Here is a 22362-nt window from a genome sequence, read left to right on the forward strand (position 1 = left end):
GCGGCGCCGCTCAGTCCGCCGTGGCGTGGCGCTCGTCGGCCTGGTGGCGCGCCTGCTCCTCCATCACCAGCGCGGTCAGCTCGCGCTTGAGCGCGTTGAACTCCGGGCTGGACGGGTCGCGCGGCCGCGCCAGCCCCACCTGCACCAGCCGCTTCACGGTGCCGGGCCGGTAGGTCATCACCACCACCCGGTCGGCCAGGTAGAGCGACTCCTCGATGCCGTGGGTCACGAAGACGATGGTCTTGCGGTACTCGGCCCAGATGCGCAAGAGCTCGTCCTGCAGCGACCGCCGCGTCAGCGCGTCGAGCGCGCCGAAGGGCTCGTCCATGAGCAGCATGGGTGGGTCGATGGCCAGCACCCGCGCGATGGCCACCCGCTGCCGCATGCCACCGGAGAGGTCCTTGGGGAAGCGGTCGCGGAACTCGGTGAGGCCGAGCTTGGCCAGCAGCCCCCCCACCACCTCGCGGATGCGGGGCGCCGCCGCCCCGGCCAGCTCCAGGCCGAAGGCCACGTTGGCCTCCACCGTCATCCAGGGGAAGAGGGCGTACTCCTGGAAGACCATGGCGCGGTCCGGCCCCGGCCCGGTCACCGGGCGGCCCAGCGCGGTCAGCTCGCCCGAGGTGGGCGGCGAGAAGCCGGCGATGGCGTTGAGCAGGGTGGACTTGCCGCAGCCGGAGGGGCCGAGCAGGCAGACCAGCTCGCCCGGCGCCACCTCGAGGTCGATGCCGTCGAGCGCCACCACCTCCCGCCCGCCCTCGCCGAAGACCTTGCGCACGCCGCGGCAGCGGATGGCCGGCGCCACGGCCCCGCTCACCCCTCCACCCCGCGGTGCCAGCGCAGCAGCCAGCCGTTGAGGCGGCTCATGGCGAGGTCGATGCCCAGCCCGCACAGCCCGATGGTCACCATCCCGGCGATCACCTTGTCGGACCAGAAGTACTCGCGCGCCTCCAGGATGCGGTAGCCCAGCCCCGAGTTCACCGCGATCATCTCGGCCACGATGACCACGATGAAGGCCACCCCGATGCCGACCCGCACGCCGGTGAGGATGTAGGGCATGGCGGCCGGCACCATGACGCGGCGGAAGAGGGTCCACTCGCCGGCGCCCAGGTTGCGGGCGGCGCGCAGGTAGATGGCGTCCACGCTGCGCACCCCGGCGATGGTGTTCATCAGCACCGGGAAGAAGGCGCCCAGCGAGATGAGGAAGAAGGCGGGCGGGTTGCCCAGCCCGAACCAGAGGATGGCCAGCGGGATGTAGGCGATGGGCGGGATGGGGCGGAGCAGCTGCAGCACCGGGTTGAGGAGCTGGTAGGCCAGCGGCCGCGCCCCCATGACCAGCCCGAGCGGCAGCGCCAGCCCGGCGCCGATGGCGAAGCCGCCGGCGATGCGCATCAGCGAGGTGAGGGCGTCCTGCGGCAGCTCGCCGGAGAGGGCCCAGCCCAGCCACGAGCCGGCGGCCGGGTCGAAGGGCTCGTAGGGCAGCAGGTAGGCCCACCAGCGCACCGCCACCCGGCTGGGCGAGGGCAGGATGAGCGGCGTGACCCAGCCGGCGCGGGCGATCCCCTCCCAGGCCAGCAGCAGGGCCACCGGCACCACCAGCGATCGGAGGAGCCCCGCCGCCCGCCCCATGCCCTACTTCACGCCCAGCGTGGCCTTGGCCTGCGTCAGCAGGTCCAGCTTCACCCAGTCGGCCGCCCTCGGCGGCGCGGTCATCTTGCCCACGCCGTACTTCACCATGAGGTCGGTGGTGATCTGGATGTGCTCCTCGGTGACGTCGTAGCTGTAGGGCGAGTTGGCGATGGCGTCGCGGAAGTCCTGGGCGGTGATCTGGCCCTTGAACATCTGGCCCACCACGAACGCCTCGGCGGCGGCCGGGTCCTGGATGAAGCGGCGGGTCGAGTCGACGAAGCACTCCAGCACCTTCTGGGCCACCGCCGGCTTCTCCCGGTACATCCGCTCGGTCATCACCAGCACCCGCACCGGCTCGCCCAGCGGCGTGTCGTAGGGCTTCAGCATCTCCACCCCGAACCCCTTGTTGATGGCCTGCGACGACTGCGGCTCCGACTGGCACATGGCGTCGATGGCCTTCTGCAGCAGCGCCTGGTTCAGGTCGGCGAAGGGCAGGTAGACGATCTGGACGTCCTTGCCCTCCTTGTCCGACCAGGTGAGCCCGGTCTTGGCCAGCTCGGCCAGCAGCAGCAGCTCCTGGGCGCCGCCGCGGGCCACGCCGACCTTCCGGCCCTTGAGCTCCGCCACCGTCTTGAGGGCGAGATCGGTGCGGGACACCAGCCGGGCCCCGCCCCGGGCGAAGCCGGCCACCACGTAGACCTGCCCGCCGCCGGCCCGGTTGGCGATGGCGGCGTCGGCGGCGCTGGCGGCGATGTCCACCTCGCCCTTGACGATGGCCGGGAAGATGTCGATGCCCTTCGGGAAGACGGTCTCCTGGACGTCGAGGCCGAACTTCTTGCAGTGCTCCTTCATGTTGGAGACGGCGCCGTAGTGGGCGAACTTGAGGTTGCCGAGCCGCACCACCTCCTGGGCGCGGGCGGACGGGGCCAGGGCCAGGAGCGCGAGCGCGGCGAGGGCGGGGGCGAGGCGGCGGGCCAGGGGCATCGGAACCTCCGGGGGCGGGGACGGTGAGCCCAGACGAATACACGGTTCGTCACGGTCCAGGCACGCCCGGCCGGGGGTGGCACCCGGCGGGGTCACGGAGGCGGCAGGGCGCCTGCCCCGGGTGGACCGGGGGCGGCCCTCGCGCCAGGGAGCGCCTGCCCCTCAGCGGCGCAAGGCGAGGCCCAGCGACAGCGCCACGACGAGCGCCAGGAGGAGCAGGCCGCTCCCGGCGCCGCGTCCAAGCCGGGTCTCGAGGACGTCGACCCATGCGAAGCCGGCCGCGCGCGGTGGCGCGGACGAGGGCGCTGCTCGGTCGGCGGCGTGCCCGGCCGCCGCGGGCGTGGCCGCGCCCCCGTGCCCGCCCGGTCCGGCCGGCGTGGGCGGCCGGGGCCAGCGGGCCAGCGCCGCCCGCCCGAGCAGCCCGCCGCCCGCGGCCAGGGCGGCCAACCCGAGGAAGGTCAGCGCGGCGACCGCGCCGCGGGAGGTGCCCGGGCCGGTGGCCAGCCGCGACGTGGCCAAGGCTCCCTCCGCGGCGATCACCCAGGCAGGCGCCACCAGGCGCTCCAGGCCCGCGAGGAGGAGCGGAAGGCCGAACGCCGCCACCAGGAGGAGCGGCGCCACGGGGCCCAGCTCCCCGCTCGCGGCGTCGCGCATCGCGTCCAGGTGGGCGCTCTCGGCGGCGTGGCCGTATTCGGCGAGCGCGTCCACCAGCAGCACCTCGCCGGCCACCGCCGCCGCCATGAGGCGAGCGGCGGCCCGCCGGCCGCCCGGCGCCCGGAGGGACAGGCCGTAGGCCGCGAGGAGCGACGCCACGTGGCCGGCGGCCAGCACGCCGGCGTCGAAGGCCACCGCCGCCGCGCAGAGGCCGCCGGCGAGCAGCGCCAGCCAGGCCGGGGCCGCGCCCGGGTGGGCCGCGGGGCCGCCGCGGCGGGCCAGGAGCAGCAGCGCGGCGGCGGTCACCAGGGCGCCCCGGCCGGCCGCGTCCAGGCCGGTGCGGGCGCCGAGGAGCAGCCAGGGGCTGTCCCAGGTGCCGGCAGGCGCGAGCCCCGCCAGGACCATGGCCGCCAGCGCGGCGCCGAGGGCCAGCCGCCGGCCCGCCGAGCCAGCCGGGTCGCCGGTCCAGGCCGCCGCGGCGGCGCCGGCGAGCAGCGCCGGGAGGAGCAGGAGGCCGGGCACGGGCTCACCGGCCCAGCAGGAGGTGCAGGGCCCCGAGCAGCGCCGCCAGGGCCGCGCCCGAGCCGACCCCGGCCAGGAGCCGCGCCTCGGCGCCGGCGGCCCACGCGGAGGCCAGCCGGAGCCACGGGCCGGGATCCCGGGGCGCGCCCCCCGGCGCCGCCGCGACGGGCCGCCAGATCCGGCTGGCCAGGCGCTCGTAGAGGGCGAGGACGTCCCCGGGCGGCACCGGCCAGGGCGGGAACCCGGCGAACGCGACGCCGGCCGCCGCCCCGAGGGCCAACGGCCAGGCGCCCTCGAGGACGCGGTCGGCGAGCGCGCCGGGCGACCCCACCAGGAACGGGACGGCCCCCGCGGCCGCCACCAGGCCGAGGTAGGGGAGCAGCTCGCCGGGGCCGGCCAGGTGGGCGCCTGGCAGGGCGGGCTCGAGGTGCAGCGTCCGCAGGAGGTGTCCGAGGAGGAGGACCGTGCCGGCGGAGGAGAGCGAGAGGAGCACCAGGGCGGCTGGCCCGCCCGCGCCGCTCCCCTCGACGAGGGCCTTGAGGGCGCCCTTGGCCAGCGCGCCGCTCGTGAACGGCGCGGCGGCCAGGGCCAGCGCCGGCAGCGTCAGCGAGGCGAGGGCCAGGCGCCGGTGCGCCCCCGCTCCGCGGGCCACGCCGGTGCCGAGGAAGAGCGCGCCCTTGGCGAGGCCGTGGTGGAGGGCGAAGAGCGGCAGCACCGTGGCAGCGGCGGCGCGGGAGGCCGGGTCGGAGAGCGCCGCCCCGACACCGGCGATGAGCAGCCCCATCTGGCTGACGGTGGAGTAGGCCAGGATGGCCTTGGGATCGCGCTGGGTGAGCCCCACCGCCACGCCGGAGAGCGCCCCCGCCACGCCCAGCGCCAGCACCGCGTGGCCGGCGCCGGGCAGGGCCGCCGCCGGCAGCACCGCCAGCCAGCCCACCACGGCCGCCTTCACCATGACGCCCGAGAGCACCGCCGAGGCCGGGGTGGGCGCCTCGGGGTGGGCCAGCGGGAGCCAGACGTGGAGGCCGAGGGCGCCGGCCTTCACGCCGAAGCCGAGCAGGGCGCAGAGGACGATGAGGTCGCGCTGCGGCGAGGCGCCCCCGGCCCGCACCAGGTCCTCGAGCCGGAGGCTCCCCGCCGCCTGCGCGCCCAGCGCCAGCGCGGCGAAGACGAAGACCTCGCCCACCACCACCAGCGCCAGGTAGACCCGCCCGGCGCGCACGGCCGCGGCCGTGCCCGTGTGGACCACCAGGCCGTAGGAGGCGAAGCTCATGAGCGCGAAGCACAGGTAGAAGCTGGCCGCGTCGCCGGCCACCACCAGCCCGGAGTTTCCCGCCAGGGCCAGGCACCACGAGGTGAAGAAGGCGCGCCGCCTCGGGTCGTGGGCCAGGTAGGCCGAGGCGTACAGGCCGGCCGCCAGCCAGACCGCGCCGGCCGCCAGGAGGAACGTCCGCGCCGCTGGGTCCAGGCGGAGCCGGGTGCCGAGGAGGAGCCAGGGCAGGTCGGCCGCGCCGTCCGGCCACGCCAGCGCCACCGCCAGCGCCGGCAGCGCGGCCAGGGGCGCGGCGCGCAGGGCCGGTCCGGCCAGCGGGCGCGCCAGCAGGGCCAGGGCCAGGAGGAGCGGCACCAGGGTCGGCAGCGCCAGCGCCAGGCTAGTGGGCATACTCTCGCGCCACGATCAGCTTGGCCCAGGCCAGGGGCGAGAAGTCGCTGCCGGCGAACAGGCCGGCCGCGATCACCAGCAGGGCGGTGACCAGCGGCGGCACCAGCAGGCCGAGCGCGGTCTCGTGCCTGAAGGTCTCCTCGTGCGGCCAGGCCGCCGGCGCCGGCTCGAACCAGGCGGCCCGCAGGATGGGCAGGAAGTAGGCGGCGTTGAGGAGGGTGGAGGCCGCCAGCACCCAGATGACCCACCCCTGCCCGGCCTGCAGCGCCCCCACGCCCAGGTACCACTTCGAGACGAAGCCGGCCAGCGGCGGCAGCCCCATCATCCCGAGCGCACCCACGGTGAACGCCGCCATGGTCAGCGGCATGCGCCGGCCGGCGCCACCCATCTCCGAGACCTTGTGGACGCCCAGCGTCTCGGCCAGGTTGCCGGCGCAGAAGAAGAGGGTGATCTTCATGAGCCCCTGGTGCACCAGGTGCACCAGCCCGCCCACGGTGGAGAGCTCTCCGACCACGGCGGTGCCGAGCACGATGTAGGAGACCTGGCTGACGGTCGAGTAGGCCAGCCGCTTCTTCAGGTCGTCCTGGAAGACGGCCCGCAGCGAGCCCCACACGATGGTGACCGCCGCCACCACCGCGAGCGGCGCCAGCACGCCGAGCTGCTCGCCGAACTCGATGCCGAAGACGTCGTAGACCAGCCGCACCAGGCCGAAGGCGCCGGCCTTCACCACCGCCACCGCGTGGAGCAGGGCCGAGACCGGGGCCGGGGCCACCATGGCGCGCGGCAGCCAGCCGTGCAGCGGCACCAGCGCGGCCTTGACGCCGAGGCCGGCCGCCAGGAGCGCGAAGATGGCGCGCAGCTCGGGGGCCCGCCCGGCCACCGCCGCCAGCGCGCCCCGCTCGGTGAACTCGACCGGGCCGGCCACGGCGTGGAGCCAGGCGATGCCGGCCAGCAGGAGCGCGCTGCCGCCCAGCGTGTAGGCCAGGTAGACGCGGCCGCCCGCCAGGGCCTGCGGCGTCCCGCGGTGGACCACCAGCGGCCAGGTGGTCAGGGTGAGGAACTCGTAGAACACCAGGAAGGTGACCAGGTTGCCTGCCAGCGCCACGCCCATGGAGGCCGTCACGCACAGGCTGAAGAAGCCGAAGAAGCGGCTGCGGTGCGGCGAGTGCTCCAGGTAGGCGATGGCGTAGACGGTGGTCAGCAGCCAGAGCACCCCGGAGAGCGCGCCGAAGAGCAGCGCCGGCGCGTCCACCCGCAGCACGAAGTCGATGCCCGGCAGGAAGGGCAGGCGGGTCTCGTAGGCGTGGCCGTGGAAGACGCCCCACAGCACCAGGCCGAGCAGCGCCACCTTGGCCATCGCGCCCGCCAGGTTGAGGGTGGCGCGCGCCAGGTGGCGCTCCTCGCCCAGGAAGAAGATGGCCAGGCCCGGCACCGCCGAGGTGAGCAGGATGAGGACCGGCAGGGCGGCGTCGAGGGTCACGGCGCGCCCCCCGCCAGCGGCGCCGCCGCGGCCAGCAGGCGGAGCGGCGCCCAGGGCACCAGGCCCACCAGCACGGCCGCCGCCGCCAGCGCGAAGGCCGAGAGCTCCATGGCCAGCGGGGCGCGCGCCGGGGTCTCGTCCTCGGCCGGCGAGATGGCCAGCTGGAGGATGCGGAAGACGTAGGCGGCGGCCAGGAGGCCTCCCACCAGCATCACCACCGCCCACCACCACCGCCCGGTGGCCACCGCGGCGGAGAGGAGGAACCACTTCCCGGCGAAGCCCCCGGTGGGGGGGATGGCCAGCAGGCTGGTCGAGGCCAGCACCAGCGTGGCGGTGGTGAGCGGCATGCGGGCGCCCAGGCCGCGCAGGTGCTCCAGCCGGTCGCCCGGCAGCGCATGCTGGATGCAGCCGGCCGCCAGGAAGAGGGCCGCCTTGGCGAGCGCGTGGGCCACCGCGAAGAGCGCGGCCCCCGCCAGCGCGGGCCCGGCCCCCAGCTCGCGCGAGAGCGGGAAGAAGAGGAAGAGGTAGCCGAGCTGCGCCACCGTGGAGTAGGCGACCACCTGCTTGAGCCGCGGCTGGCGCAGCGCCTGCACCGAGCCCCACAGGATGGCGAGCGCCCCCAGGACGCCGAGCGCCTGCGCGGCGCCGGCGGTCAGCCCGGGCGGCAGCACCTCGGCGTGCCAGCGCACCAGCAGGTAGAAGCTGGCCTTCACCACCAGCGCCGAGAGCACCGCGGAGACCGGCGAGGGGGCGCCGGCGTGGGCCGGCGGGAGCCAGCCGTGGAGCGGGAAGAGGGCCGCCTTGACCGCGAGCCCGCCGGTCACCAGGGCGGCGGCCGCCGAGGCCACCAGGCCGGGGGCGAGCGCGGCGCGCAGGCCGTCGGCGTCGAGGGTGCCGTGGGCCGCGTAGAGCAGCCCCACCCCGAGCAGGTAGGCCAGCGAGCCGAGCAGGGCCAGCACCAGGTAGCGCGCCGCCGCCCCGAGCGCCGCCGTCTCGCCGGCCAGCGCCACCAGCGCCACCGAGGACAGGCCCACCAGCTCCAGGGTGACGTACACGTTGAAGACGTCGCGGGTGAGGAAGAGCGCCAGCAGCGCGGCCCACAGGAAGAGCCAGAGCGGCCAGAAGAGGAGGCGGCGGATCCGGCCGCTGGCGGCCTGGCCGGGCGGGCCGTGGTCCTCGAAGTAGGCGAAGGCGTGGACCGTGACGCCCAGGCCGACCACCGCCGTCATGAGGGCCATCAGCACCGAGAGGCCGTCGGCCAGCAGGTCGATGCCGAGCGGGGCGCCCCAGCCCCCGACGAGGTGGCGCACCGGGCCGCCGCGCAGGACCTGGGCCGCCAGCCCCAGCGTGGCGGCCCCGGCGCCGGCGGCGGTGGCCAGGCCGACCCAGCGGCCGAGCCGCGGGCCCAGCGCCAGCGCCAGCGTCGCGCCGGCCAGCGGCACCAGGATGCACCAGGCGATCCAGGGCGTGCCGCTCACTCGCGCTCCTCGGGGACGCGGGCCGCCCCGGTCTCCTGGTGCAGCCGCGTCGCCAGGGCCAGCGCCAGGGCGGTGGCGGAGACGCCCACCACCAGGCCGGTCAGCACCAGGGCGTGCGGCACCGGGTCGGGCGGGTCGCTGCGCCGCGCCAGGGCCACCAGGACCAGGAAGACCCCGCTGCCGGCGAAGTTGAGGCCCAGGATGCGGCGGACCAGGTTGCGGTGGGCCACCACCCCGAGCAGGCCGACCGCGAAGATCAGCACGCCCGAGAGGGCGAAGAGGTGCGCCTGGCTCACCGGGCCTCCCCGGGCGGCCCGCCGGCGGGCGGGCGGCCCTCGAAGAGGAGCGCCATCACCAGCGCGATGGACAGGGTCAGGGCGGCCTCGATGGCCAGCAGGAGCCCGGCGGCGTGGGCCTTCGGGTAGCGCAGGAGCTCCCCCGAGGCGGCGGCGGTGCCGCCGGCCACCGCCAGGAAGACCGCGAAGCCGAGCGCCAGGAGCCCGCGCGTCGCCCAGTCGGGCAGCCGGCCCGGCCGGATCAGGCCGGCCAGCGAGGCCAGCACCAGGGCGGCCCCCAGCACGGTGCCGGCCTGGAAGGCGCCGCCCGGCGCGATGGCCCCGACCCAGAGGAGCGCGCCGGCCAGCAGGACCATGAGCGGCAGCAGGATCCGGGCGGCGGCGGTGAGCAGCGGCCCCGGGGCGGGGGCGCCCTCCCAGGGCAGGACCACCCGGCCACGGGCGGCCCAGGCGCCCAGCACCGCCAGCACCAGCACCGCGATCTCGAGGAGCGTGTCGTAGCCGCGGAAGTCGAGCAGCACGGCGGTGACCAGGTGCGGGGCGGCCGCCTCGGGCGCCCGGGCCTGCAGCGCCGCCAGGAGCCCGCCCGCCTCGCGGGGCAGCGCCGCCACCGCCAGCCCCACCGGCGCGGCCGCCAGCGCGCAGAGCGCCGCCAGCCCGGCCCAGGCCAGCGGCCGCCGTGGCGCCTCGGCGTCGCCCGCGCCCATCCGCGCCAGCGCCGAGAGGAAGAGCACGCCGGTGACGCCGGCGCCCAGCGCCGCCTCCACCATGGCGATGTCCGGGGCGCCGAGCCGGGCCCAGGCCACCGCCAGCAGCACGCCGAAGGAGAAGAGCAGCACCACGCCGTGGAAGAGATCGCGCCGCAGCACCGCGGCCAGGGCGATGGCCGGCAGCGAGATCGCCAGCAGGGCGTCGAGCGCCCAGGCCAGGGCGGTCACGGGCGCTCCTCCGCGGCGGCGGCGCGGCGCCGGGCCGCCCGCGCCACCAGGTGGCAGCCGGTCGAGCTGGCGAGCAAGGCCAGCAGCCAGACCAGGACCAGCTTGGCCGCCACCACCGCCGAGCCGGAGCGGATCGCCAGCCCCAGCACCAGCAGGCCGAGGCCGAGGTTGTCCGCCTTGGTGAGCGCGTGCAGCCGGGTGAACAGGTCGGGGAAGCGCAGCAGCCCCACCGTGCCCGAGAGGAAGAAGAAGGCGCTGGCGGCGAAGAGCGGCAGGGCCAGCAGGTCGAGGGGGCTCACCGGCGACCCTCCCGCCGGTCCAGGAACCGGAGCGCGAAGGCGGCGGTGGTGAGGACCGCCAGCAGCGCCAGGACGAGCGCCACGTCGCGCAGGGAGGGGGCGGCCAGCCACTCGGCGCAGACCAGCAGGATGGCCACGCCGGTGGTGCCGAAGAGCTGGGGGGCCAGCATCCGGTCGGCCTCGGTGGGGCCGAGGAAGACCCGCCAGAGGCCGGCCACCACGGTGGCGGCGAGGAAGAGCGCCAGGCCGGCCAGCACGGCGCTCACGCCGCGCCTCCCGGCCAGGGCAGCCCGTAGAGCGCCGCCACCCGCCGCTCCAGGTCGCGCACCTCGGCCGCGAGGCCCGGGCCGACGTCGAGGCCGTGGAGCTCGATGAGGTCGCCCCGCAGGTCCACCGAGAGCGTGCCCGGCAGCAGGCTGATGACGTCGGCGAGCAGCACCCGGGCCGCGCCCTCCGGCAGGGAGGTGCGCACCTCCGCGAAGCCCGGGGCCATCGGCATGGATGGTGAGAGCGCCCGGCGCGCCACGTCCCAGCCGCCCCGCAGCGACTGCACGGCGAAGAAGCCGGCGAAGCGCAGGAGCGCCAGGGGCCTCGGCCAGCGGCGCGGCGGGGGGAAGACGAGGGCCGCGATCACCGCGGCGGCCAGGACGGTGGGGAGGCCCACGCCCCAGGAACCCGGCCGGCCCTCGACCATGACCCACCAGGCCAGGGCCAGGGGCGGCGTCCAGGCGGCCGCGCGGGCAGAGTGGGAGCGGAGCGAGGCCATGGGTGGCGGAGGGGGAAGCATGGTGGCTCGGCCGGTCCGGCGCAAGCGCTTGCTGGCTGGTCCCCGACCCGGGCCGGCGCGGCCAGGGCCCCGACCGGTCCGTGCGCGTCCTCCGGAAGTGTGGCAGGAGAATCATCCCATGAGCCACTGGATGCTCGCCGCCTCACTCCTCGGCGGCCTGATGGTCCTCACACTGGGTGCGGACCGGCTGGTCGCCGGCGCCTCCCGGCTGGCCGTCCTGGCCGGCATCTCGCCGCTCGTGGTGGGGCTCACGGTGGTGGCCTACGGCACCTCCACGCCGGAGCTGGTCATCTCGGTGAAGGCCGGCCTGGGCGGCAACCCGGACCTGGCGCTCGGGAACGTGGTCGGCTCCAACGTCTTCAACGTGCTCTTCATCCTGGGGGTGGCCGGGCTGGTGGCGCCGCTGGCGGTGGCCCGGCAGCTCGTCCGGCTCGAGGTGCCCATCATGATCGGCGCCTCGCTGGCGGTCTGGGCGCTGGCGCTCGACGGTGCCGTCGGGCGGTGGGACGGCCTCCTGCTTGCCGTGGGGATCGCCGCCTACACGACCTGGTCCATCTGGCGCAGCCGCCGCGAGGAGGCCGACCGGCGCGCCGCCACGCCCGCGCCGCCGGAGGCCGGACCGGCGGGCGGCCAGGGCCGGGGCCGGGAGCTCCTCTCGGGCCTGCTCTGGGTCGGCGCCGGCCTGGTCCTGCTGGTGGTGGGGGCTCGCCTCTTCGTGGACGGCTCGGTCGCCCTGGCGCGGCTGCTGGGCGTCTCGGACCTGGTCATCGGCCTGACCATCGTGGCGGCCGGGACCTCGCTGCCCGAGGTGGCCACCTCGGTGGTCGCCACCCTCCGCGGGGAGCGCGACATCGCCATCGGCAACGTGGTCGGCTCCAACATCTACAACCTGCTGGCCGTCCTGGGGGTCTCGGCGCTGGCTACGCCCGGGGGCCTGCGGGTCGCGCCCGCGCTGCTGGCCTTCGACCTGCCGGTCATGGTGGCGGTGGCGGTGGCCTGCCTGCCCATCTTCCTGACCGGCCTCTCCATCGCCAGGCTGGAGGCGGCCGCGTTCCTGGGCTTCTACCTGGCCTACGCCGCCTACCTGGTGCTCAAGGCGCAGGAGCACGACGCCCTGCGCGGCTTCACGGCGGTCATGCTGGAGTTCGTCATCCCGCTCGCGGTGCTGGGGATCGCGGTCTCGCTCTGGCGACACTTCCGCTCCCCGGCCGCGTCCCGGTGAGGCGTCGGTCCGGGCGGCGGCCAGATCAGGGTCCCCCGGGACATCCAAAAAACCACACCATCTCGTCGAACCTTCCTCATTTACACGGAGCCTCCGCGGCCCTATCTCCAGGGTGCTGCCGGCCAGGCGGGGCCGGGGCCACGTCCGCGAGGAGGGGGCATCATGAAGGGCCTGGACAACGTGTGGGTCTACGTCGAGGCGCGCGCGCCCGCCGAGCAGGCCCTGGCGGCCGCGATCGAGGCCGCGCGCCGCGGCGGCGGCGCGCTCACGGTGGTCGGCGCCATCGGCCGGTCGGAGGATCGGGTCTTCCAGACCACCTTCGGCCGGGAGATCCTGCGCATGGTCCGCGACGACCGGGAGGCGCGCCTGCGCAACCTCGAGGAGATGGCCCGCGCCGCGCTCCCCCCGGGGCGCACCCGCTCGACCATGCTCGAGGGGGAGGTGCCCTGGCACAGCGTCGTGCTCCACGCCATCGCCCATCCTCCCGACGTCCTGGTGGTCCCCGCCCGCGGTGAAGACCCGTTCGGCCCGGACTCGGTGACCCAGCACCTCTTCCGCAAGTGCCCCGCGCCGGTCTGGTCGGTCCACCCGGGCCGGGCTCCGTTCCCGCGCCGGGCGCTCGCGGCCGTGGATCCTGGCGCGCCCGGCAGCGTCGAGCGCGACCTGGCACGCCGGGTCCTCGAGCTGTCCGTCCGGATGGCCGGCACGGGGCCGATCGAGCTCCACGCCGCCCACGCCTGGAGCGTGCCGTCCGAGTCGCTGATCAGGTCGAAGTTCGGGGCGAAGCGCACCCAGGCCTTCCTGGACCAGCAGCGGGAGCAGGCGCGGGAGCAGCTGGAGGCGCTGATCGCGGAGGCGCACCTCGAGTCCTCCCTGGCCGGCACGCACCTCCCCGCCGGCAACCCCGCGGCGGCGATCCCGGCCCTGGCCGATGAGCTCGATGCCGACCTGGTGGTGCTGGGCAGCGCGGGGCGCAACGGCCTGGCGGGCATCCTGATCGGCAGCACGGCCGAGGCCATCGTGACGCGCCTGGCCCGGTCCGTGGCGGTGGTGAAGCCCGCCGGCTACGTGTCGCCGGTGCGGCCCCTGGCGGCGGCGCGGTGGTGAGCGCGGTGGTGAGCGCGCGGCCGCGCGCCTCCGGGCCCTGCGACGCGGCCGGAGCGGGCATGGACGTGGATGGGCAGCCAGCCGCGCCGCGACGGCCAGCCGCCGGCACTCGACGTGGAGGATGACCCCGATGCCCACCCGACTCGGTACCTGGCTGCTCGGCTACGGCGCGTTCCTGGTCGCCGTGGGCGTCCTCGGCTACCTCTCGAACCCCGAGAAGGCGGCCACCGCGCTCGCCTCCGGCGGCACGTTCGGGGCGCTGTCGATGGCGTGGGGCCTGCTCCTGCGGAGCGGCCGCGGCTGGGCCCGCCAGGCGGCCATGGCGACGACCGGGTTCCTCACCCTGGTGTTCACCTGGCGCGCCGCGGCGGGCTGGCTGGCGGTCCTCGGCGGCCGTCCGGAGAAGCTGGTCGCCGCGGCCCTCATCACGGCCATGCTCGCCGCGTCGGTGGTGACGCTGGTGGTCCTGGCGAAAGGCGGGCTGCCCCCGCCGAAGGCGCCGCGGCCGTCGCCCTGAGGCGGAGGCGCCGCGGCGCCCGCGGTGGGGGCGGTGGCGCCGCGGCCTAGAGCGCCGGCACCGTGGGCAGGTGGCGCAGCGACTCCTTCACCTTCTCCACCGGGTACTCGTAGTCCTCCAGCTGGCCGGCGAAGTAGGCGTCGTAGGAGGCCATGTCCACGTGGCCGTGGCCGGAGAGGTTGAAGAGGATGGTGCGCGGCTTCCCCTCCGCCTTGGCCGCCAGCGCCTCGTCGATGGCGCCGCGGATGGCGTGGCTCGACTCCGGGGCCGGGATGATGGCCTCGGTGCGGGCGAACATCACCGCCGCCTCGAAGCAGGCCAGCTGGTTCACCGCGCGGGCCTCCACCAGGCCGTGGTGCACCACCTGCGAGACCAGCGGCGAGGCGCCGTGGTAGCGCAGGCCGCCGGCGTGGATGCCGGGCGGCATGAAGTCGTGACCCAGCGTGTACATCTTGGCCACCGGCGCCATCTTGGCGGTGTCGCCGAAGTCGAACTCGTAGACCCCCTTGGTGAGGGTGGGGCAGGAGCTCGGCTCCACGGCCAGCAGGCGCACCTGCTTGCCGGCGGCCTTGTCGGCCAGGAACGGGAAGGCGATGCCGGCGAAGTTGGAGCCGCCGCCGTGGCAGCCGATGACCACGTCCGGGTAGTCGCCGGCCAGCTTCAGCTGCTCCTTGGCCTCCAGCCCGATGACGGTCTGGTGCAGGCAGACGTGGTTGAGCACCGAGCCGAGGGCGTAGCGGGTGTCGTCGTGGGTGGCGGCGTCCTCCACCGCCTCCGAGATGGCGATGCCGAGCGAGCCCTGGTTGGTGGGGTCGGCGGCCAGGATGGCGCGGCCGGCGTTGGTGCGCGGGCTGGGCGAGGCCAGCACCTCGGCGCCCCACAGCTGCATCATCGACTTGCGGTAGGGCTTCTGGCCGTAGGAGACCTTCACCATGTAGACGGTGCACTCCAGGCCGAACATCTGGCAGGCCAGCGCGATGGAGGAGCCCCACTGGCCGGCGCCGGTCTCGGAGGCGATGCGCTTCGTGCCGGCCAGCTTGTTGTAGTAGGCCTGCGGGATGGCGGTGTTGGGCTTGTGGGAGCCGGCCGGCGAGACCCCCTCGTACTTGAAGTAGATCTTGGCCGGCGTGCCGAGCAGCCGCTCCAGCCGGTGGGCCCGGATGAGCGGGCTGGGACGCCACAGCCGGTAGATCTCCCGGACCTCGTCGGGGATCTTGATCCAGCGCTCCGCCGACATCTCCTGCTCCAGCAGCCCGGGCGGGAAGAGCGGCAGCATGTCGGCCGGCGTGACCGGCTTCATGGTGCCGGGGTGCAGCACCGGCGCGGGTGGCGCGGGCAGGTCGGCGATGACGTTGTACCAGTGGGTGGGGATCTGGTTCTCGCCGAGCAGGAACTTGGTCTGCATTCGACTCCTCGAGGTGGCCGCGCCGGGCGCGGCGGGGGGTGGCCCGGAAAAGTGGGGGAGGAGATTAGGGCAGGAGCGGCGGCGCCGCGTCAAGGCGCGCGGCGCCACCCGGCGGTCCGGCGCTGCCCGCTCTCCGGGCAGGCGGGGCTCGTGGCGGGGGCGGGGCCGGAGCCCTCCCGGCCGGCTACGCCATGACCTCGCCGCCGTCCACGTGCAGCGACTGGCCGGTCACCACCGGGCTGCTGGCCAGGTAGACGGCCGCGTCGGCCACCTCCTCCGGCAGCGCGGCGCGGCCGATGGGGTTCCCCCGCAGCAGCGCCTTGCGCGCCTCGGCGTCGGTGCGCTGGGTGTGGAGCGCCACCTGCTCCACCGCGTCGTCCATCATCTTGGTCTCGGTCCAGCTCGGGCAGATGGCGTTGACGGTGACGCCCTGGCGGGCGCCCTCGAGCGCCAGCGAGCGCGTCAGCCCCACCAGCCCGTGCTTGGAGGCGGCGTAGGCCGCGCCGAACTTCAGGCCGGTCTTGCCGGCCACCGAGGCCACGTTGACGACGCGGCCCCAGGTCCGGTCGTACATGCCCGGCAGGCAGGCGCGGGTCAGCAGGGCCGGGCCGGTCAGGTTGACGGCCAGCACGGCGTCCCAGCCGGCGTCGTCGAGCCCCTGCAGCGGGCCGACCACGTGCATCCCGGCGTTGTTGACCAGGATCTCCACCGGCCCGAGCGCGGCGGCCACCAGCCGCGGCGCCTCGGCGATCATGGCGCGATCGGCCAGGTCGAGCGGGAAGAAGTAGGTGCGCCGGCCCAGGGCGGCCACCTCGCCGGCCACCGACTCCAGCTCCGGCAGGGTGCGCGCCGCCACCGCCACGTGCGCCCCGGCCCTGGCCAGCGCCAGCGCGATGGCCCGGCCGATGCCTCGCCCACCACCGGTGACCAGCGCGACGCGCCCCTCGATGGATTCCATGGTGATCCTCCGGTCGCGGCGGAGCTTAGGACCCGGCCGATGGGGTGGCAACGCGCCCCCGCGCCACGGGCGCCCCCGGCGGGACTCCGCCGCCTCCATCCACCCACCAGGGGGGCGGTGTCATGCCTCCCGGGCCGGCACCTGGGGCCCGGGCCAGCCACCCTGGGTCCGCGCCCGGGCCGGGCAGGTGGCCGATCTCACTCGCCGTGACCTGGCGCGCTGCTTGAAACTTTCCTCTGCGGCGGAGCGGGGCATAATCCATCCGGGCCGCTGGCTGGGCCCCACCCGGCCGCTCCGAGCCGGGCCGGGGTTCGGCGTGCGGGGGGTCGCGAGGAGCAGAATGTCCAAGGAGCGTCGCACCCACCCGAGGTTCCCCCTCCTGCTCAACGTCCAGTACCTGGACGCCGAGGCGGTCCTCGACACCACCGAGAACCTGTCGGCCACCGGGCTCTTCATCCGCACCGAGCGGCAGTTCACCCCGGGCGAGCGGACCGCGCTGGTGGTCTCCTTCCCGCAGCTGCTCGAACCGGTGGAGCTGATCGTCGAGGTGGTGCGCCACCGCGGCGGCGAGGGCGGCGCCCCGGGCGGGGTGGCGGTGCGCATCCCGGACGACCTGCCCGACCACCGCGCCAAGCTGGCCGAGGTGACCCGGCGCATCGCCACGGCGGCCCGCACCCAGGAGACCAGCTACCGGATCCTGCTGGTGGAGGACAACTCGCTGGTGGCCCAGATGTACGCCGCCGCCCTGCGCCGGCTCTCCGACACCGACAAGATCGCCGGGCTGGGCGTGGAGGTCTGCAACGACGGGGCGTCCGCCTGGGACCGGCTGGTGCGCACGCCGCCGGTGGACCTGCTCATCACCGACGTGTTCATGCCGGTGCTCTCGGGAATCGACCTCATCGAGCGGCTGCGCGCCGAGCCGCGGCTGGTGCACCTGCCGGTGGTGGTCATCACCTCGGGCGGGGAGAAGGAGCGCGCCGAGCTGCAGGACCTGGGCGTCACGCTCTTCCTGCACAAGCCGGTCAAGTACCCGGACCTGGCCGACACCGTCCGCTTCCTCCTCAAGGCGCGAGCCGGCAAGGTGACCTCGCCGCCCCGGGCGGCGGTGGTGCCCCCGAACGAGCCCAACCCCAAGGCCTTGACGGATGCGCCGGCGCTGCCCAGCGTGGGGGATGCCAAGAAGCCGGCCCCCAGCCGGTGAGCCGAAGACACCAGGTGCTTCGGCATCCGCCAGGCCCGCGCCCACCCCGGCGCGGGCCTTCGCGTCCGGGGCGGCCCACCCGCCGAGGCCGTCGCGTCGTGGCGCGGCGCTGCCCGGGGCACGCCCGGGCGCAGGCCCGGCCCCGCCGCTAGGAGAGGGACATGCCCGCCGCCCTGCTGCCCGCGGGACTCCCCTGGCTCAACGTGGCCCGCCCGCCCTCGGCCGAGGCGCTGGCTGGCCGGCTGCTGGTGCTCCACTTCTTCTCCGCCGGCTGCGTCCACGCCCACCAGGCCCTGCCGGTGCTGGCCGGGGCGGCGCGGCGGCTCCCGGGCGAGCCCGTGCTGGTGGTGGGGATCCACACGCCGCGCCTGCCCGGCGAGCGCGGGGTGGAGGCGGCCCGGCGGGCCGTGCTGCGCCACGGCGTGACGCACCCGGTGCTGGTGGACGACGACCGGTCGGTGTGGCGGACCCTCGGCCTCAGGGCCTGGCCGTCGCTGGCGCTGGTGGATCCGGCGGGCCGGCGCTGCGGCCTGGCGGAGGGCGAGCTCGACGAGGCGCCCCTGGCGGCCTGGCTGCAGGACGAGCTGGCGCGAGCCCGCGCCGAGGGGCAGGAGCTGGCGGTCTCGCCGGTGCCGCTCCGCCCGGAGCGCTGGCCGGAGGGGCCGCTGGCCTCGCCGGGCCCGCTGCTGGCCGCGGGTGGGCGGCTCTTCCTGGCCGAGACCGGGCGCGGCGAGGTGCTGGAGTATGCGCTGCCGCCGGGAGGCCCGGCGGCGCTGCTGGCGCGCCACGGCGGCTTCGTGCGGCCCCACGGGCTGGCCCTCGACGAGGCGGCCGGCGCGCTCTACGTGGCCGATCCGGGCGCGCAGCGCGTCTGGCGGCTCGAGCTGTCCACGGGGGAGCGCAGCGTGGCCGCCGGCACCGGGGCGCTGGGGCGCGCCACGCTGGCCCCTGGCGCCTTCGCACCGGGCGCCGAGGTGGCCCTGCGCTCGCCCCAGGGGCTGGCCTTCGACGCCGCGCGGCGGCGGCTCCACCTGGCCATGGCCGGCGCCCACCAGGTCTGGACGCTGGAGGTGGATCGCGACCGGCTCTGGGTGGCGGCAGGCGACGGGCGCGAGGGGCACCTGGACGACGATCTGCACGACGCCGCCTTCGCCCAGCCGGACGCGCTGGCGCTCGCCGGCGAGGGGGCGGAGGGGCCGACGCTGCTGGTGGCCGGCGGCGGCGGCGCGGTGCGGGCGGTGGACCTCGGCCGCGGGGTGGTCACCACCCTGGTGGACGGGGATGGGCCGGTGGCGCTGCAGCGGCCGGCCGCGCTGGCGGCGCTGCCGGGCGGCGGCGTGGCGGTGGCCGACGGGCCCGGCGCCGCGGTGTGGCTGGTGGGGCCCGGCGGCGAGGCGGCGCAGCTGGCCGCGCCGGGGCTCGAGCTCGGCGAGCCGTCCGGCCTGGCCTGGCAGGGCGGCCGCCTGCTGGTGGCCGACGCGGCGCGCCGCCAGGTGCTGGCGGTGGACCTGGCGGGAGGCTGGGAGGTGCTGGCGGGGGTGGACGGGAGCGGCTAGCCTGCTCCCTCCCCGACGGAGGTGCCTCATGGCGGAGAAGGTGGCGGCGCACATCACCGGCACGGTGGTCCGGCTGGAGAAGGCGCGCGGCGACGCGGTGGCGCCCGGCGAGGTGGTGGTGATCCTCGAGTCGATGAAGATGGAGATGCCGGTGGAGGCGCTGGTGGGTGGCCTGGTGGTGGAGGTGCGCTGCCAGCCCGGGCAGGCGGTCGCCGAGGGCGACGTGCTGGTCGTGCTGGGATGACGCCGCAGCGCCTCCGCAGCGAGGAGCGCGGGGCGGTCCGCGTGCTCACCATCGACAACCCGCAGAAGCGCAACGCCCTCGACTTCCGGGCGCTCGACGAGTTGTTGGCGGCCTGCCAGCCGGCGGCGCTGGCGGGGGTGCGCTGCCTGGTCCTGCGCGGGGCCGGCCTGGAGGCCTTCTCCTCCGGCTTCGATCTGGCCGAGCTGGGCCAGGTGAACGGGCGCGGCGAGCGACCCGACGAGGCGGTGGAGCGCGCCGCCGACGCCCTGGCCGCGGTGGCCTGCCCCACCGTGGCCTTCCTGAACGGCCCGGCCTACGGAGGCGGCTGCGAGCTGGCCGCCACCTGCGACCTGCGGGTGGCCCGCCAGGGCATCGCGCTCGGGCTGCCGCCGGCCAAGCTGGGCGTGGTCTACCCGGAGGGCGGCCTGCGCCGCTTCCTGCAGCTGGTGGGCGGGGCCCGCACCCGCGAGCTCTTCTTCCTGGGCAAGCCGGTGGACGCCGTCACCGCGCAGGCCTGGGGGCTGGTGAACCGGCTGGTGCCGGCCGAGGGGGCCGAGGACGCAGCGCTGGCGCTGGCAGAGGAGATCGCCGGCAACGCCCCGCTGGCCGTGCAGGGCATGAAGCGGATCCTGCGGCTGCTGGAGGCCGCCCACGAGCGGGGCCTGTCGGCCGCCGAACGCGACGAGATCGCAGACCTGCGCCGCCGCGCCTTCGAGAGCCAGGACATCCTGGAGGGGCGGAAGGCCTTCGCCGAGCGGCGCCCGCCAGCGTTCCAAGGGCGGTGAGCCAGTCCGGGAGTTCCGTCCTACGGACCAGGGTCCGTGGCGCGGGCGGAGGAGTTGGCAGTTGCCCTGTGATTCCGGGGGCCGCTCCTGGCACGGGTGCTGCCAGGGCTCTGCCCATGACCGCGCCACGGCAGATCCTCCCGGGTCGCACCTACCTCGTCACGCGCCGCTGCCTGCTCCGCCACTTCTTCCTCCGCCCCAGCGCGGTGGTCAACCAGGTGGTGGCCTACGTGCTTGCCCTGGCGGCCGAGCGCTACCAGGTCCAGGTCCACGCCTACTGCGTCCTCTCCAACCACCTCCACCTCGTCGTCACCGATCCCCACGCCCGCCTGCCCGCCTTCCAGCAGTTCCTCTGCTCCTTCGTGGCCCGCGCCCTCAACGCCCATCTCGGGCGCTGGGAGTACTTCTGGGCGCCCTGCACCTACAGCGCCGTGGTCCTCGGGTCACCCGAGGACGTCATCGCCAAGGCCGCATACACCCTCGCAAACCCCGTCGCCGCCGGCCTGGTCCGCGCTGCCCACCTCTGGCCGGGGCTCTGGTCGGCGCCGGACACCATCGGCACCACCATCCGGGTGAAGCGTCCGGACCACTTCTTCGACCGGGAGGGGCTCCTCCCCGAACACGTCGACCTCGCGCTCGAGGTGCCGACCGGCTTCAGCTCGACCGAGGAGTTCCGCGACCGGCTTCGGGCGGAGCTCTCGCGGCAGGAGGAGGCGGCCCGCGCCCAGATCCCGGCCTTCCTCGGCGTGACCCGGGTGCGGACGCAGAGCCCCTTCGCCCGCCCGAGGCCCGGCGAGCCACGCCGCCGGCTCTCTCCCAGGGTGGCCGCGCGGGACAAGTGGAGGCGCATCGAGCTCCTCCAGCAGCTGGAGAGCTTCCTCAGCGACTACTGGGAGGCGCTCAGGGTCTGGCGCGAAGGCAAGGTGGAGCCCGTGTTCCCTGCCGGGACCTACCTGATGCGGGTCGCACACGGCGTCGCCTGCGCTTCCGCCTAGACGACCGCTCCGAGCTTCGAACCAGCCCTGCTGCGCTCCGCGAGGCCTGTCCGGCCCACGACGAGGGCAGCGGTGTGCGTTGCGCGAGTTCAGCGAGCCCCGCCCTGGCCGTTCCTGCTGCGAGCCCCACCACCCGGGCCTGCCGGCCCCCCCCCCTTTGGCTGGGCACTCGGCGGCCCCCTTCCTTCACGGCGGCATCGGAGATGAGGCTTCCCAGGGGATTACTCCCGGACTGGACCCGCTCTTACAGCAGCAGCAGGCAGGCGCTCACGATGACCGTCGCAGGCAGCGCGCCCACCAGCAGCGGCAGCGGGCGGACGCCGCTGGGGAAGTGGCGCGCCAGCATGGCCTGGCCGGCCGGGTTGGGCGCGTTGGCGATGACGGTGAGGCCGCCGCCGGCCACCGCCCCGGCCATCACCGCGTACTTGAGCTCGTCGGAGAAGCCGGGCACCAGCGAGGCCAGGTAGGTGATGGCGGCGTTGTCGTTGAACGCGGTGAGCCCCAGGGCCCCGAAGAAGAGCGGCACCGCGTCGAGCCGCGAGAGCACCGGCTGGATCCACCAGGCCTGCCCGCTGCCGTGGATCACCAGGCCCGCCAGGAAGAAGCCGACCAGGAGCGGCGAGCGGAGGTCGAGCGGCGCCTGGTGTGGCGCCGTGGCCCGCTGGAAGCCGAGGAAGAAGAGGAAGGCCCCGACCAGCACCGACGGCGTGTGGGACGTGAAGACCAGCAGCCCGAGCATGGCGAGGTGCGTCGCCACGATCCAGACGGGCGGCGCGGCGGCCTCCTCCTCCTCCGTGGCGGCAGGGGGGGGCCGCCCCCCGAGCGCGGCCAGCTCCCGGCGCAGCGCCAGCGCGGTCAGCAGGTTGGCCGTCAGGATGCCCACCGCGGCCTTCCACCCGAAGTGACCCAGCATGAACGGCGTGTCCCAGCCGAAGCGGGCGGCCACCATGATGACCGGGGGCGCGGCGAAGTGGGTGAGCGTCCCCCCCACGGAGACGTTGACGAAGAGCAGCCCGAGCGTGGCGTAGCGGAAGCGCGGGCCAGGCTCGAGGTCGAAGATGCGCCGGGACAGGAGCAGGGCGCAGATGACCATGGCGGCCGGCTCGGTGATGAGCGAGCCGAGCAGCGGGCCGACCGTGAGGATGGTGAGCCACCAGGCCAGTGGCGTCCCGCCCACGGCCCGGGCGATGGCCCCCATGACCTGCTCGGCGAAGGCCAGCACCGGCCGGGTGGAGGCCACCGCCATGATGACCACCACGAAGACCGGCTCGGTGAAGTGGACCTGGGAGAGGAAGCGCTCCGGCCCGCGCGGCCCCTCCGCGAAGGCCAGCACCGCCAGCAGCGGCACCACCCAGAGCCCGAAGACCACCTCGATCTCGCCGAGCAGGTGGAGCAGTTCCACGCTGGCGCTGTGCGCGCCCTCGCCGCGCGCCGCCTCCACCTGGAGCCTCCGCCGGTGTGAGGCGGCCATCAGGGCCGGGGCGGCGAAGGTGTGCAGGATGGCGGCCAGGAAGAGGCCGGTGGCCACCAGGTTCAAGGGGTCGGCGGCGGCGCGGCGGGCCAGCACCTCGAGCAGGCCGAGCCCGGCCTCGCCCTGGTAGGCCTCCAGCGGGAGGGGGAAGCCGGACGGGCTGGGGGTGGCCAT

General features: G+C 75.7%; 23 protein-coding genes. 8 read left to right on the plus strand and 15 right to left on the minus strand.

What is annotated here, in order from left to right:
* Nucleotides 1–10 precede the first annotated feature (10 nt).
* The 12 genes from IPO09_03555 to IPO09_03610 form a co-directional block, all read right to left on the minus strand.
* A complete protein-coding gene (locus IPO09_03555) occupies nt 11–814 on the minus strand; it encodes an ABC transporter ATP-binding protein (protein MBK9516430.1) in 804 nt (267 codons plus the stop codon).
* Entirely contained in the window at nt 811–1626 is an 816-nt protein-coding gene (locus tag IPO09_03560) for an ABC transporter permease (protein MBK9516431.1), read from the minus strand. Before IPO09_03560 ends, IPO09_03555 begins: the two co-directional genes overlap by 4 nt.
* A 3-nt stretch (nt 1627–1629) precedes the next feature.
* Nucleotides 1630–2610, minus strand: coding sequence for an ABC transporter substrate-binding protein (locus IPO09_03565; GenBank protein ID MBK9516432.1), 981 nt, complete (start codon nt 2608–2610; stop codon nt 1630–1632).
* 162 nt (nt 2611–2772) lie between these two features.
* On the minus strand, nt 2773–3786 hold the full coding sequence (locus IPO09_03570; protein MBK9516433.1) for a hypothetical protein: 1014 nt from the start codon (nt 3784–3786) through the stop codon (nt 2773–2775).
* A gap of 4 nt (nt 3787–3790) precedes the next feature.
* Nucleotides 3791–5449 carry an NADH dehydrogenase gene (locus tag IPO09_03575; GenBank protein ID MBK9516434.1) on the minus strand — a complete coding sequence of 553 codons (1659 nt, stop codon included), beginning with the start codon at nt 5447–5449 and terminating at the stop codon, nt 3791–3793.
* Nucleotides 5439–6929 carry a monovalent cation/H+ antiporter subunit D family protein gene (locus tag IPO09_03580; protein ID MBK9516435.1) on the minus strand — a complete coding sequence of 497 codons (1491 nt, stop codon included), beginning with the start codon at nt 6927–6929 and terminating at the stop codon, nt 5439–5441. The genes IPO09_03575 and IPO09_03580 overlap by 11 nt, the downstream gene beginning before the upstream one ends.
* Nucleotides 6926–8407 (minus strand): oxidoreductase, encoded by a 1482-nt coding sequence (locus IPO09_03585; GenBank protein MBK9516436.1) that lies wholly within the window; start codon nt 8405–8407, stop codon nt 6926–6928. Before IPO09_03585 ends, IPO09_03580 begins: the two co-directional genes overlap by 4 nt.
* On the minus strand, nt 8404–8703 hold the full coding sequence (locus tag IPO09_03590; protein MBK9516437.1) for an NADH-quinone oxidoreductase subunit K: 300 nt from the start codon (nt 8701–8703) through the stop codon (nt 8404–8406). The genes IPO09_03585 and IPO09_03590 overlap by 4 nt, the downstream gene beginning before the upstream one ends.
* Nucleotides 8700–9641 (minus strand): DUF4040 domain-containing protein, encoded by a 942-nt coding sequence (locus tag IPO09_03595; protein MBK9516438.1) that lies wholly within the window; start codon nt 9639–9641, stop codon nt 8700–8702. Before IPO09_03595 ends, IPO09_03590 begins: the two co-directional genes overlap by 4 nt.
* Complete coding sequence (locus IPO09_03600) at nt 9638–9940, minus strand: monovalent cation/H(+) antiporter subunit G (protein MBK9516439.1); 303 nt, start codon at nt 9938–9940, stop codon at nt 9638–9640. Before IPO09_03600 ends, IPO09_03595 begins: the two co-directional genes overlap by 4 nt.
* Complete coding sequence (locus IPO09_03605; protein MBK9516440.1) at nt 9937–10206, minus strand: hypothetical protein; 270 nt, start codon at nt 10204–10206, stop codon at nt 9937–9939. The genes IPO09_03600 and IPO09_03605 overlap by 4 nt, the downstream gene beginning before the upstream one ends.
* Nucleotides 10203–10706 (minus strand): Na+/H+ antiporter subunit E, encoded by a 504-nt coding sequence (locus tag IPO09_03610; protein ID MBK9516441.1) that lies wholly within the window; start codon nt 10704–10706, stop codon nt 10203–10205. The genes IPO09_03605 and IPO09_03610 overlap by 4 nt, the downstream gene beginning before the upstream one ends.
* A 139-nt stretch (nt 10707–10845) precedes the next feature.
* On the opposite strand from IPO09_03610, the gene IPO09_03615 reads away from it, so the two are divergent.
* The 3 genes from IPO09_03615 to IPO09_03625 all read left to right on the plus strand — a co-directional run bounded on the left by IPO09_03615 (nt 10846) and on the right by IPO09_03625 (nt 13573).
* Nucleotides 10846–11949 carry a calcium/sodium antiporter gene (locus tag IPO09_03615; protein ID MBK9516442.1) on the plus strand — a complete coding sequence of 368 codons (1104 nt, stop codon included), beginning with the start codon at nt 10846–10848 and terminating at the stop codon, nt 11947–11949.
* Between the two features lie 162 nt (nt 11950–12111).
* A complete protein-coding gene (locus IPO09_03620) occupies nt 12112–13056 on the plus strand; it encodes a universal stress protein (GenBank protein ID MBK9516443.1) in 945 nt (314 codons plus the stop codon).
* 130 nt (nt 13057–13186) lie between these two features.
* On the plus strand, nt 13187–13573 hold the full coding sequence (locus IPO09_03625) for a hypothetical protein (protein ID MBK9516444.1): 387 nt from the start codon (nt 13187–13189) through the stop codon (nt 13571–13573).
* Nucleotides 13574–13619: 46 nt separating this feature from the next.
* Here IPO09_03625 and IPO09_03630 read toward each other — a convergent pair whose 3' ends face one another.
* Together IPO09_03630 and IPO09_03635 are read right to left on the minus strand one after the other, a co-directional pair.
* Nucleotides 13620–14978: a TrpB-like pyridoxal phosphate-dependent enzyme gene (locus IPO09_03630; protein ID MBK9516445.1), complete on the minus strand. Its 1359-nt coding sequence runs from the start codon at nt 14976–14978 to the stop codon at nt 13620–13622.
* Between the two features lie 184 nt (nt 14979–15162).
* Complete coding sequence (locus tag IPO09_03635; GenBank protein MBK9516446.1) at nt 15163–15936, minus strand: SDR family oxidoreductase; 774 nt, start codon at nt 15934–15936, stop codon at nt 15163–15165.
* 340 nt (nt 15937–16276) lie between these two features.
* Between IPO09_03635 and IPO09_03640 the strand changes: the two genes are divergently transcribed.
* The 5 genes from IPO09_03640 to IPO09_03660 all read left to right on the plus strand — a co-directional run bounded on the left by IPO09_03640 (nt 16277) and on the right by IPO09_03660 (nt 20717).
* The gene (locus IPO09_03640; protein MBK9516447.1) at nt 16277–17137 is read left to right on the plus strand and encodes a response regulator; all 861 of its coding nucleotides are present in this window, start codon (nt 16277–16279) and stop codon (nt 17135–17137) included.
* 161 nt (nt 17138–17298) lie between these two features.
* Nucleotides 17299–18693 (plus strand): hypothetical protein, encoded by a 1395-nt coding sequence (locus IPO09_03645; protein MBK9516448.1) that lies wholly within the window; start codon nt 17299–17301, stop codon nt 18691–18693.
* Between the two features lie 28 nt (nt 18694–18721).
* Nucleotides 18722–18937, plus strand: coding sequence for an acetyl-CoA carboxylase biotin carboxyl carrier protein subunit (locus tag IPO09_03650; GenBank protein MBK9516449.1), 216 nt, complete (start codon nt 18722–18724; stop codon nt 18935–18937).
* Complete coding sequence (locus IPO09_03655) at nt 18934–19722, plus strand: enoyl-CoA hydratase/isomerase family protein (protein ID MBK9516450.1); 789 nt, start codon at nt 18934–18936, stop codon at nt 19720–19722. The genes IPO09_03650 and IPO09_03655 overlap by 4 nt, the downstream gene beginning before the upstream one ends.
* A 116-nt stretch (nt 19723–19838) precedes the next feature.
* Nucleotides 19839–20717, plus strand: coding sequence for a transposase (locus IPO09_03660; GenBank protein MBK9516451.1), 879 nt, complete (start codon nt 19839–19841; stop codon nt 20715–20717).
* Between the two features lie 244 nt (nt 20718–20961).
* On the opposite strand, the gene IPO09_03665 is transcribed toward IPO09_03660, so the two are convergent.
* Nucleotides 20962–22362 carry a putative Na+/H+ antiporter gene (locus tag IPO09_03665; protein MBK9516452.1) on the minus strand — a complete coding sequence of 467 codons (1401 nt, stop codon included), beginning with the start codon at nt 22360–22362 and terminating at the stop codon, nt 20962–20964.

This window comes from Anaeromyxobacter sp. (assembly GCA_016718565.1).
In the GTDB taxonomy this organism is placed as follows: Bacteria; Myxococcota; Myxococcia; order Myxococcales; family Anaeromyxobacteraceae; genus JADKCZ01.